Source organism: Pantoea vagans (genome assembly GCF_004792415.1).
Taxonomy (GTDB): Bacteria; Pseudomonadota; Gammaproteobacteria; order Enterobacterales; family Enterobacteriaceae; genus Pantoea; species Pantoea vagans.
In genome coordinates this window covers 168,673-180,464 of the sequence record NZ_CP038855.1, presented here as the reverse complement: position 1 = coordinate 180,464, position 11,792 = coordinate 168,673, and the positions used below count along the sequence as shown (strand labels likewise).

The 11,792-nt window shown below is 49.8% G+C and carries 6 protein-coding genes; 1 reads left to right on the top strand and 5 read right to left on the bottom strand.

The features are described 5' to 3' along the window. Positions 1–159 precede the first annotated feature (159 nt). The 3 genes from EGO56_RS22235 to EGO56_RS22225 form a co-directional block, all read right to left on the bottom strand. Positions 160–1,086, bottom strand: a complete 927-nt coding sequence (locus tag EGO56_RS22235) for an aminoimidazole riboside kinase (protein ID WP_135911171.1) — start codon at positions 1,084–1,086, stop codon at positions 160–162. A 220-nt stretch (positions 1,087–1,306) separates the two neighbouring features. After that, positions 1,307–2,278 carry a ParB family protein gene (locus EGO56_RS22230; protein WP_135911170.1) on the bottom strand — a complete coding sequence of 324 codons (972 nt, stop codon included), beginning with the start codon at positions 2,276–2,278 and terminating at the stop codon, positions 1,307–1,309. Further along, entirely contained in the window at positions 2,275–3,477 is a 1,203-nt protein-coding gene (locus EGO56_RS22225) for an AAA family ATPase (protein WP_013356650.1), read from the bottom strand. Before EGO56_RS22225 ends, EGO56_RS22230 begins: the two co-directional genes overlap by 4 nt. Before the next feature lie 2,270 nt (positions 3,478–5,747). Between EGO56_RS22225 and EGO56_RS22220 the strand changes: the two genes are divergently transcribed. Further along, the gene (locus EGO56_RS22220; protein ID WP_135911169.1) at positions 5,748–6,821 is read left to right on the top strand and encodes a RepB family plasmid replication initiator protein; all 1,074 of its coding nucleotides are present in this window, start codon (positions 5,748–5,750) and stop codon (positions 6,819–6,821) included. Between the two features lie 1,481 nt (positions 6,822–8,302). Here the strand turns inward: EGO56_RS22220 and EGO56_RS22215 are convergent. After that, positions 8,303–9,490 (bottom strand): diguanylate phosphodiesterase, encoded by a 1,188-nt coding sequence (locus EGO56_RS22215; protein ID WP_135911168.1) that lies wholly within the window; start codon positions 9,488–9,490, stop codon positions 8,303–8,305. Between the two features lie 306 nt (positions 9,491–9,796). After that, positions 9,797–11,581: a GGDEF domain-containing phosphodiesterase gene (locus EGO56_RS22210; protein WP_135911167.1), complete on the bottom strand. Its 1,785-nt coding sequence runs from the start codon at positions 11,579–11,581 to the stop codon at positions 9,797–9,799. Between the last annotated feature and the right edge of the window lie 211 nt (positions 11,582–11,792).

Here is an 11,792-nt window from a genome sequence, read left to right as displayed (position 1 = left end):
TTTTTTATATCCCTGAGGAGAGGCTATCATCACCGGTATTTTTGCTAAACCGGTTTAGGCGCAAATCATAGCCACGGGTAATTTCCCTCTGCAATGAAAATAGCTAAACCGGTTTAGTGATTGTGAGATAGCTCCCAAAACAGGGGCATTACAGGATGATTAGCCGGCCAGATCGTCCAGCTGGTGGCGCCAGGGAAGTGCTGTCATGGCTCCTTTCGCCGTGGTTGCAAGTGCGCCACAGCGCTGCGCAGTCACCAGATAGCTGGCAAGCTGCGATTCGTTTACAGGCAGACCCGACTTCGCCAGTTCCCAGAGTAATCCGGCCACAAAGGCATCACCTGCACCGGTAGTATCGACGCTGTCAACGGGCGTGGTGGCATGGTGGGTTATCCGGCCCTGATAACAGGCCATCACCCCTTCCCTGCCCCGCGTCACCAGTAACAGGCGAATACTGAATTTGGCGGCCAGTTGAGGCATGCTGACAGCTGCTTCCTGACCCGGACTGAGAAAATCGAGCTCTTCGTCGGAGAGTTTCAGCACGTCCGTATGACTGAGGGCTTCGTTCACCACCGCATGCAGGAGTGCCGGGTCAGGCCAGAGATCTTTCCGCAGATTTAAATCGAAGCTGACATGGCCGCCTGCCGCGCGGATTTGTTTCATGGCGGTCAGCGTCGCCGTACGAGAGGGTTCCGCCGCTAAGGCAATGGAACAGCAGTGCAGCCATTCCCCGCGATGAAACTCGGGCAGATCTGACGGTTCAAGAAACAGGTCGGCACTGGGCCGAACCATAAAGGTAAAGGAGCGCTCGCCCTGCTCATCCAGCCCGACCACCACGGTTGATGTGCGATGCTGTGAATCGGCAATCATGCAGGCCGTATCCACATTTTCTTCACTGAGTGTCCGCCGCATAAACTCACCAAACGGATCGGCACCCACCCGTCCGATAAAACCGCTGTTTCCCTGCAGGCGGGCAATGCCAACAGCGACATTAGCGGGTGCTCCGCCCGGACACTGCATCAGGCGACCCGGCATTTCGGGTAGCAAATCGACCACGGCATCCCCGAGGCACCATACGCGAACAGACATAAAAAACTCCTCTGATTGAACCTGAAAGCTAAACCGTTTTAGCTATAACGCTAAATGGCGTCAGGTTCAAGCGTTAACAGGCTGAAGTGACATGTGATTAACAGAAGACTTTTATGCTGAAGGAGCAGAACAGGCACATGCCTGGCAAATGCGGGTCGAGAGCAGGAATAAAAAAACCGGCGCAGCGGCCGGTTCCATTGTCTGTAATGTGTAGTGAAAATCACTTAAGCGCAGAGAGTATCTGTCTGATCGACGCATCAATCTGTTCAGCAATCTCTTTTGGCAGACGACTGAATTCATACTGCACGGTGCGCTTCTCGTCGTTGGTTTTACGACGCGCATAGGTATTAGCCGTAGTAAACGTTGCCAGCTTTTCCGTCACCGTTTTACTGACCGGTGCAGGTTTTTTTAACTGACGACGGGCGCTTTTGAAGCCATTCAGGATTGCGCTCTTCTTCTCGTCTGCATTAGCGTTTTGCAGTGCATCATCTGCCTCCAGCTTTTGCTGAATTTCGCTGACCAGTCCGGCGACATCAATCGCTTCCGCTTTCGCCTCCTCCCAGACATCAAGCAGCAACTGATAATCCTGAAGGGTCAGCTCAGAGACGACCGGGAAGAGTTCGATAAACTCAGCGGGTACGGATGCGGCCTGAAATGCACGAGAGACCTTAGCGTTTGAGATACCTTCCGCTTTAGCAATGTCTGATTTGCTCATGCCACTTTCGTTCATCAGCATAAAGCGCAGCCCTAATTCACGCAGGTTATGCTCTTTCGCCGTCTGAATATCAGCAGCCAGCTGACGCGCATCGCTCAGGCTCAGTTCATCCGCGGTGACCAGCACTTCCAGACTGGCCCCGGAAAGAATGCATGCAGCACGACGGCGCGAGCCATCCATAATCTCAATCCGATCACCGTTCACGCGACCTATGGCCGGGAAAAACTGCTGCAGTGTAATCGTACGGGTGATTTCCTGCAGCGATTCCGGCGTCAGCGTGCTCTGATCACGTCCGTTGATTTTCGGGTCAACGCTGGTTCGGGTTTCAATATCGTCATGCAGGATCAGCTGGCGTACAAAGGTCGCCTTCGCACCTGACTTCAGCGTAAAGGTGCGCGACTGGCTGCTGCTGTCGATCATGTTTGCAATAGCAGAATCGCCGAACTTGCGGCCAATGCGCTGTATAGGTTTGCTCACAGGGTACTCCTGATATATTCGATGCGATCAAACACAGCCCTTGAGAACTGCTCGGCTTCATATTTAGCTTTACGCAGGGCGTCTGCACTGCCCGGATAGGAAGCGGGGTTGGCACTGATCACCGTGTCAAAGGATTCGCCACAACGCTCAAATCCATCAAGACGGGGTAAGCCGCAGTCCAGCATCGATTTGGTAAACACCTCACGGGCATAACTTTGCGACGTCAGGTGATCATGCTTGGAGGTCATTTTAGACATAAAGCCAATATTAGCTTTGAGCCGTGGTTCGATACCTTCGGCCTCAATACGCTCCAGCATTTCTGGCAGGCGCGTCAGATACTTCATGGTGGAGTGGAAATCGACCTGTGCCGGTGGCGTCGGTGTCAGCAGCACATCGCTGGCCGCGATCGCATTCAGCATAAAGGAATCAAGATGAGGGCCGGTATCAAGGAAGATAAAATCGTAGTCACCTGCCAGACGGTCGATCACATTACGGCGAAGGACTTCTGAGGGGGCAACGCCGGGCAGATGTTCAGCAACCAGTTCTTCCCAGTCGCTGGCAACGAAGCCGTCGTCGATTGAGGCCGGGATAACGTCAACGCCGGGCATGACGGTAGGCTTAATAAACTGCTCGCGAAGCTGGTCTGCATCCAGATCGTTGAGCATAGCCTGCGCTGCTGTTTCCAGTACTGAACCGACACTATTGGTATGGCTCAGGAACATCGTGCTTGACGCCTGGGGATCCAGGTCAATAACCAGTATACGCAGGTCATTGTGCAGCATAGAAGGATGGGCGCGCATACCGTGAGCCAGCGTCACGGTGCTGACGGTTTTAGAGACGCCGCCTTTAAGGCTGACAACAAACACGACAAAGGGACCATCATGCCGATCGCGGTATTTTGGTACTTTACGATGCTGATAAATGTCGACGACGTTCTGAATGGTCAGGGCATATTGCGATGTACTGCCGGTTTGCTTTTTACCAAACTGGTATCCTGCTGCTTCCATATCACTAATTGCAGCGACGACAGCGTGCTTACTCAGCAGTGGCATATTAGCAACAGCATTGCGGGAGAAAGTCTGGTAAAACCCTGTCTGGTTAAATTCCTGACGCTGCTGCTCAATGTGGTCACTGAGTCCATGTAACATGGAGTTGGCACGCGTTGCCATCTCCAGCACTCCACCATAATCGCGCTTCATAAGCCCCTCTGCGTTAATGTTTTTTGCATACTACACAAAAAGCGCATACCTGCCAATTTTTTAGGAAAATGCCAAAAACCTGGATTTTTTGTCTCAGGCGGTAGAATGGTGGTGCGAGATTGATGGTCAGCTGTAAAAGAGGATCTCTTAAGCTCTGTGGCTTTAGTACATTCAGTTTGAGTATGTTGAACAGGCATCAGGGTTGAGTTTGATAATGGATGGCGGAGGGTAGTGCGCGATATTCATTTTAGTTCTGTTATGGCAGAAATGCCCAGCCGGCAATCGTGGCCCTTATTTCAGACGCTGATCATGGTGTTTTCATCATGAAAATTTTGTATATATTCATTTATATCAGTATTTTACAAGATTATCCGCTTGGTGAAAATATGCAGCGAAAATGGGTTTTCATCAAGTACTCTTTTAACTTTAAATAGTGGCTTAAACGTTAATGGAAAGCCTAAGTGGTCACCCTGGCAGTATTCCCTTTTTAGTTATTGACGCTCATATTGATAATCAAACCTTGCTTCCTCAAAAGAACAGATATTAGCTTTTGTATATTACCAAACTAACCTTTGCTGACTTTTAAGATCATCACAATCGAAATCGAAGAATTTCTTTTCTGGCACTAAGCGAATCTGTCAGCATTGTAAGCTTTGCTATGAGCCATGCTGCAAACCCGACACATCAACTATCGGGCTGTGCAGCTTCTACACGAAAAATGGTTATATGCGTATTGAAATTACAGCTCCTGTATAGGCAGGACAAAATCTGTCTGTTCCTCTAAGAAATGGTGCTGGTCGTAAGCTTGTCAGAAATTCATCTTCTCTTATAACTTTAAATTACGATTTGTTTATAGTCTGTGTGGATGCTTCTCACAGAGTCCTGCAGCATTTGTCACTACATCTGACAGAGATTCTATTCTTGTCGCTGACTGACTTTGCTCCCTTTAAAGCTGTTTTATTTATACTGTTAGCTTTAGCGGTTTCATGAATATTGTGATGAAAAATTGAGATCTGTGAATGGGGCAGGGGATTGAGAGTAACAGGCCAGATAGCAATAACCAGTAAGACACCGCATAAGCAGCAAAAGGAAATCCGCATAATTTAAACATTGCCTGTTCGGTTAGTGTACTGGCATGACAACCAACTTTCTTTTTTCCTCGTTATAAACGATCGTCTGCAGTTACCTGATGATGTGACTATGCATAACAAATTTCTTTATGAGCTGGATTTGTCAGGTTGGGGAAAAGTGTCAATTGCTACGATAACTTATCGCTGCCTGAATTCAGTCAGGAGCCAGTCGGACTTAATGAGTCGATCTTCTACCTCAAGAAACGTTATTTCTGAGATCATAAGCAGGGTGTTTTCACTATGAAAATATAAAAAAATAACTTATTTATCAAATACATATATCATTAAGTTCATGGTGAAAACCTGTTTTTCAATCCTGAAGGTTTATCTGAAGAGCTGGAAAATCTTCACTCAGAGCTTAAAACCTTTATATCTTTATGGTTATTTGCACATACCCGATTAAATGTTTTGCCTTGTCAGCTACAGTTTGCTCCCACACGTAATAACTCGCTCCGAACCTGCTTATAGCATTCTTCATCTCGTATCTGCAGTTGAAAACCCATTTGACCTCAACTGTAGTTATTGCTGAATCGTGTCTGTTTTATCCCCGTTATTCACAGGCCAGATCCAATTGGTCGATCCTCAATAGATCAAATTGAGATCCTTAACAGATCCCAACAGGCTCTGAAGCCACGCAGCACAAGGTCTGAAAGGGTGTTGATAACCACTATAGCGAGAAGAATAACCACTGAAGAGAGCACAACAACCACTATAGCGAGTAAAGCAACCGCGCTGGCGAGTACTCAACAACCACTGTAGCGAGTAGATAACACTTTTTAATGTGCATAACCCCCGATTGAGCACATCCGCTGCAGTTTTAGAGTCTTTGGCAAGGAAACAGGGTAAAAACGGAGATTCCGATTAACAGGGTGCAGGCTTTTTTAACGGGTTATCCACTGAATAGATCCAATAACAGATCTATACAAGATCCTTTTTAAGTTCCTTAAAGATCCCCATGCAGCCTCAGCCCCTGATATCACTGCGATAAAGAAGGTTAGCTAACCACTGTAGCGAGTAAAACAACCACTGTATTGAGATAAATAACCACTATGGCAAGTAGATTAACCGCTATAGTGAGTGCTAGTATCCACTGTATTGAGTAACAGCGGCTCTCGCCTGTTCACATCACGGATCTTCCTAATGCCAAGAAAAGAACCAGATATCCTGAACATAGCTGATGCGTTTAGCGAAACAGACAAGCGTACAGGCGAAGTTGTTACTCTGACGCCCAACAGTAATAATACCGTGCAGCCAGTCGCGTTGATGCGACTTGGCTTGTTTGTTCCAACGCTGAAGTCCACAGCGCGTAGTCAGAAAAACCAGATGAATGCGATGGATGTGACTCAGGATCTGAAACAGTTATCCCTGGTCAGATCGGAAGGGTATGACAACATCAAGATTCTGGGTGCCCGGCTGGATATGGATAATGATTTTAAGACCTGGGTCGGGATCATTCGCGCATTCGCCACGCATGAGTGTCTGGGAGACACGGTAACGCTCTCATTCGTAGAATTTGCAAAACTCTGCGGCATACCTTCTGCGCGCCTCTCATCGAAGCTCAGGAGCCGTCTGGACGCTTCGCTGACGCGGATTGCGTCTAATACCCTGACTTTTACCAGCAAGGGCGGAGAGAACTACACAACGCATCTGGTGCAGTCCGCCAAATACAGCGTCAAAAAGGATACGGTGACCTTACAGGCCGATCCCAAGATCTTTGAGCTGTATCAGTTCGACAGAAAGGTTCTGCTGCAGCTTAAGGCTATTAACGAGCTGGCACGCAAAGAGTCCGCTCAGGCGCTTTATACGTTCATTGAAAGCCTTCCGCCTAAACCTGCACCGATATCTATGGCACGCCTGCGTGCAAGGCTTAATCTTACGTCGCGCGTGATCACCCAGAATGCGACAGTCAGAAAGGCGATGGAGCAGTTAAAAGAGATTGGTTATCTCGACTACACCGAGACCCGACGCGGCTCTTCCGTGTACTTCTGGGTCCATTATCGTCACCCCAAGCTGCGCCCAGCCGAACTGCCGCTCAGCAAGGCAGGCCTGATCGATGATGAGATGGACGAGTTTGACGATCTGGACAACGATCCCACTATTATTGATGTCAATCTGTCCGAATCGGTGAGTGAGGATGAAAGCAGTGAACTTGTCATGGTATCGCGTGAGGAAAAAGAATTACTTAATAAAATCAGGAAACAGAAAAAGCGTTAGATGCCTGTTCACCACATCGTTCATGGCTGACCCATCCTGCTGCCTGCTAACCACTATAGCGAGAGAGGGGTTGTTTAAGGGTGTCTGACAGCCCTGACCACTATGGCGAGTAAGACTACTCGCTATAGTGGTTAGTCCTTTCCCGAAAGAGCATCAATATCCTGATACGCCTGCCTGAAAAACATCCTGCACTTTGCTCTGGTTTTCCATTCCGCCTCCCGGGCCCAGAGGCTGCATTGGGCTTCACAAAAGATCTGCTTCCTGTAGTAGTCAGCCAGTACGTACTGCAGCATCTCTGCAAACGCTGAGATAAGACGTTCTCGTGTTTATCACTCTCTATAGTGGTTAGTCAGGTGTGGTTAACAGGACGCGAATTCTCCTCACGACGCCATGTGACGTGTTCAGCAGGCGATATTCGGCTCTTCGGTTTTACTCGCTATAGTGGTTATCGCCATTCTGAAATGGCTAAATCATCCTGGTTTGCCTCATTCGCCTCATAAGCTTTACACGCTATAGTGGTTTTCTGGTGATTTATTAGCTGATGCGTTCAGATAATGATCAGGTGACAGACCCGGTTCTTACAACATTCTCGCTACAGTGGTTATTTTTTGGATTGAGGGGCGGTATTACTCGCTATAGTGGTTAGCAGTATCATTTTACTCTGCCTGATAATGACATTCAGTTCGTTAAAGTGAGTGCTTACTATCAATATGTATCCCTCACAGCATGATGAGAACAAAAAATCAGCATAGCTGGTAAGTTCAGACAGGCACTCGCTACAGTGGTTGTGTTACAGGATGAGCAGAATGATTTCGTCAACAGAACAAAGCTATTTTAGCGAATAACAGGGCAGGGCTATCACTCTGTTCCTGCTACATGCACCTCTTCACACGACCTTTTTACTCGCTACAGTGGTTATGCTGCATGGAAATCGTGCGTGGTGCCCTGTTGAGCACAGATAATCTCAGACTCCTCTGTCTGGATGACTTACTCGATATAGTGGTTATCATCTGAGAACAGAGGTAAGCAGGCACTCGCTACAGTGGTTATCTGAGCGTTTATTGTCTGCCTGATTGGTTTATCGCTATGATTCGGATGATTAGTGCGCAACTTACTCGCTACAGTGGTTGACAGTAACGCTCCCAGCGCACTTTTACTCGCTATAGTGGATATTCGTCACATTCCACAGCCTGGATAGCGCGATTCCGTCTCCGATTTACTCGCTATAGTGGTTAACCCGTCAGCGTTACTCGCTATAGTGGTTATCAGCAAAAGCCTGATCGATACGCGCCAGAAGCTTGTTCAAAAGTGTCAGTATCGCGTCCGGGGTGTTTGTGGAAGAAGCACATAATGCGCGGAGAAATAAGGGAACGCAGGGGATGCCTGTTAATAGCGCCTTTTACTGAGAGCCGGCAGGGCCATAAATGAAAAAAGCGGCCGCTCGCTGGCGTACCGCTTCAAGATTATTGAGACCGCGTGCGTTACATCGCCTCGCGATATTCCGGCCAGGCGACCGATTGGGCCTCATAGCGGCCCGCAGATGCGAACAGCGTTCCCTGGAAATTGATCACACCTGCAGCTTCCAGCCACATCCACTCTTCAGCCTGTACGATCCCTGCCGCGATGACGGTGATCTCCAGCGCAGAGCAGCACTTGATAATTGCCTGCACCACCGCCTGCTTTGGCCCACTGCGATGAACGTCGCGGGTGATACCGGCATCAATACGGATACGATCGGGCTGAATATGAGTCAGCAATGATAATCCCGCGGAGCCGTCTCCAAAATTGTCGATAGACAGGCTGATCCCGAACGCTTTTAGCGCGCGTACGGCTTCAGAGAACGCATCCAGCTGTGAAATCACGCCGGTTTCACTCACACCAATAACCACCTGCTCCGGCACCAGACCCGCCTGCTGAATGGCTGCCACAATGTGCTCAACGGCGTCGGGTATGACAACCAGCGTCATTGGCAGCAGACTCACGTAGAGCGTCATACCATCGGGACAGACCAGGCCAGCGTGGGCAAAGGTTTTTTTCACGGTTTCCAGATCGTCAACGTAAAGCCGGTCGCCGGAAATTTCACCAGTCAGCGCCGGACGCAGGGTGACAGCTTCAATGGCAGTCACCTGACGCGCCAGCGGATCGACCACCGGCCGGAAGCTCACCCCTTCAGTCTCCGGACGGGAATCCGGCACATTAGTGTGCTCTGAAATAAACTCCCAGTAACCTGGCGGCAGAACCTCGTAGTAGTTCTCTTTCTCGCGTGACTCAACAAAAGTACGCAGGAATTGCAGTGCCCGATCATCATAGGTCAGGCGATATTTAGACGTACCTTTGTCCAGCACCGCCTGCAGCAGTGATGAGCGATCGTGTTCGCGCAGATCAAACAGCGACATGCCCGCATTACCAAAACGTCGGGAAGGCGCATAGTCGCGCATTAACTCCACCACATTATGATGCCGGCGATCGGCACAGATTCGCTCATAAACGGCCTGAATACCCGCTTCCGGGCCTTCAAGTAACTGGAAGAAATGGGTGCCGTTAAATAACAGAATACCGGTTACATTGTGGGTAGTATTGATTTTGCTGGCGTTGTCGACCATTTCCGGAAGGGTTCTGACCGGAAAGTCATCTGAAATATGGCTGCGATAGATTATGGTGGTAAGCATGTGCAGCTCCGTTTTATGTGATTGTTGCGGACACGCTAACATTGTTCAAAAAATGTTTCACCTTTACTTGGCTACTGTCGCACAGACTGCACCAGAGCAGGTGGCACTAAGCGAAGCGGCAAATTGGCAGATCTGAATTCAGTTACCGTAACGGTAATAACGCTTCTGGATCGCTACAGGTAAACTCATCTCAGTGCACCATAAATAAAAACGCCATCAGGGCGGCCTTGTGGCTTTAGCGGAAACTTAATCCGCAGCTCAGTAGTGACATAAGCGCAATGTACAACACAGGTATAGCGTGCAGGTTTAATGACACTCACCACGCAGTTTCCAGTGAAGCCAGTGATCCAGCGCTTCTTCGTTTAATGGCCTCGAATAGAAATAGCCCTGAGCCTGATCGCAGCCATATTCTGTCAGGGATGTTACGGCGTCAGGACACTCAACGCCCTCTGCCACTACCGTATAGTCCAGCTCTTTGAGCATGGCGATGATGCTGCGGGCAATAATGCGTGAAGCCGTATCTGAAGAGAGTTCACTGATCAGAGAGCGATCCAGCTTGATAACATCCAGCGGCATACGGCGCAGATAGCTGATATTACTGTAGCCTGCGCCAAAATCATCAAGTGAAATCGTAAATCCCCGTTCTCTGAGCATCTCCAGGCCGCGAAGGGCGGTGGGGCTTTCCAGGATACGCTCTGTCTCCAGGCATTCGATGCCCAGCAGTGAGGTCGGAAGCTTAGCCTTCAGCATTTTGCTTTCCAGCGAGGATGCAAATCCCTCGCATGCAAAATCGCGTACGCTGACGTTGATGGTCAGTGGCAACTGAATGCAGTTATTCCGCAGTCGTCTGAGACGTTCAACGGCCTGATCGATAATCCAGGCGGTCAGCACCGAGAGCAGATCGGTCTGCTCAGCCAGCGGAATAAAGGCGGCAGGTGAAAGCTCCCCTCTGCTGGGATGTCGCCAGCGGATGAGCGCTTCCAGGCCCACCGGTTTGCCACTCTGCAGGCAAATTTTGGGCTGATAGACCATATAAAGCCCGATGTTATCGCGCAAAGCGGTTTTCAGATCGGTCATCAGCAGGAAATCTTCTGAACGCTGTGTTTCCGCCTCAATATCAAAACGCTGAGAGGGCAGCCCGCGCCCGACCGCTTCATTCAGCGCGCTGACCGCGCGGCGCAACACTTCCGATGCTGACATGCTGCCAGCAACAAAGGCCGCCTCACCGGTATGAGGTGTCAGTGCAACTGACAGCCCCTCATCCATGTCTGCACTGATACCTTCCAGGCGACCGGCGACCCAGGCTGCACTCAGCCGGCTATCAGCACGCGTCAGAATGGCAAACCGCCCGGTGGCCACGGTGTAGATCATCTCACCCACCGCCGGGCGCAGGCGTAGCGGCAGCAGGGTAGCCATATCCTTCAGCAGGCTTTCAACCGGATTCATTCCCATGGTACGGGCCAGTTCATAAGCACGTGACATGTCGATGCAATCAATCAGCACCAGACGGCGTGGCGTGGTGTCGCCGGCCACGGTCAGATATTGCAAATCACGTATCAGGCGCTGACGGTTAGGCAATCCGGTCACCGGATCGCAAAAACCAGCGGAATGCCAGGCTTCAAGAAAGGACATGACCAGCGTGGAAAGCAGCGTTAATGTCGTCACCTGCTCAACGGCAAACGCATGCGGCTCGGTGTCGGTAACACAGAGCGTGCCCAGAATAATGCCGTCGCGGGTTTTCAGGGGTACACCGGCATAAAAGCGAATAAAAGGTGAGCCAGTGATCAGCGGATGCGTCACGAAACGCGCATCGTGATAGGTGTCCGGGACGATCACTGCGCTGTCGCTGTCTACCACATGACGGCAGAGTGAATCCCCACGCGTTGAACGTTGCAGATCAAAGTTATGTGACGCCCGTACGGTCTGGAACTCGTCATCCAGCACCGAGATAAAGCTTCCCGGGATGCCCAGGGCCTGACTGGCTAAGCGGACAAATTTTCGCAGAACGTCATCGCGACTTTCGTCAGGGTCACGCAGTGCCTGCAAAGCACGACTTCGGCGTTCATTGTCGCCGTTTAGATTCTTGAGCATGTGTGTGTAACCTCCGCACCGGCTGATTACGGAGCGAAAAAAGAAAACTGTCCGGAGCGAAATCTCGGGCGGCAGGAAATATAGCGTATTTTTTATTTTCATCCTGATGATAAGGGACTATGCGGCGGGTGTCTCTTAATATTTTCTTTAACGCATAAAGGCAATATTTACGATTCGAAAATTTAATCGAAGCGGTGCCTGATTATTTACC